This window comes from Bacillus sp. LR--39, assembly GCF_053613335.1.
In genome coordinates this window covers 1-1,029 of sequence record NZ_JBSIOT010000368.1, presented here as the reverse complement: position 1 = coordinate 1,029, position 1,029 = coordinate 1, and the positions used below count along the sequence as shown (strand labels likewise).

Annotated in this window: 2 protein-coding genes; both read left to right on the top strand. The window is 48.2% G+C overall.

What is annotated here, in order from left to right:
- Positions 1–721: DnaB-like helicase C-terminal domain-containing protein (locus tag ACWHAR_RS23315; RefSeq protein WP_452087978.1), on the top strand; the 721-nt coding region annotated here is incomplete at its 5' end.
- A gap of 155 nt (positions 722–876) precedes the next feature.
- Positions 877–1,029, top strand: a 153-nt coding sequence (locus ACWHAR_RS23310) for a VOC family protein (RefSeq protein ID WP_452087979.1), incomplete at its 3' end; no start/stop codon positions are given.

The following is a 1,029-nucleotide window of genomic DNA, read 5'->3' as shown; positions in this document are numbered from 1 at the left end:
GAAAACAGCCTTTGCCCTGAACATCGCACAAAACGTGGCGACGAAAACCGATGAGAGCGTCGCGATTTTCAGTCTTGAGATGGGTGCCGAGCAGCTCGTTATGCGTATGCTCTGTGCCGAGGGAAATATCAATGCCCAGAATCTCCGTACAGGTAACCTGACCGAAGAGGATTGGGGCAAGCTGACGATGGCAATGGGAAGCCTGTCGAACAGCGGGATTTACATCGATGATACACCGGGTATTCGGGTGAGCGAAATCCGTGCCAAGTGCCGCCGCTTGAAGCAGGAAAGCGGGCTGGGCATGATTTTGATTGATTACCTGCAATTGATTCAGGGAAGCGGTCGTTCAAAGGACAACCGTCAGCAGGAAGTATCTGAAATTTCCCGTGAACTGAAGTCGATTGCCAGGGAGCTGCAAGTCCCAGTTATCGCGCTTTCCCAGCTTTCCAGGGGTGTTGAGCAGCGTCAGGATAAACGGCCGATGATGTCTGATATCCGGGAATCAGGAAGTATCGAGCAGGACGCGGATATTGTCGCGTTCCTTTATCGTGATGACTACTATGACAAAGAAACCGAGAATAAAAATATTATCGAAATTATTATCGCCAAACAGCGTAACGGCCCGGTAGGAACCGTGTCTCTTGCGTTCGTAAAAGAATACAACAAATTCGTCAACCTGGAACGGCGTTTTGATGACGCAGGTGTTCCGCCCGGCGCATAAGCCCCAAGAGCTGCTCTTGGGGTTTTTTCATTCGAAAGATGGAAGAAATACCGTTCGCTCAGCAGATGAGATTTTGAAAGCGTTTTAATCAAATGGTGCAAAAAGGAGATGGTAACAATATGGGAAAAGGTTTTTCGTCTTTTCACGCAGCATAAATCCGAATTGCGCGTCCTACGGGCCAGCTTGATGAGATTATTCGTTTTTACGAAGAGGGACTGTGTTTGAAACGAATAGGAGAATTTTCACAGCATAACGGGTATGACGGTGTCATGTTCGGCCTTCCTCATGCCGATTATCATTTGGAATTC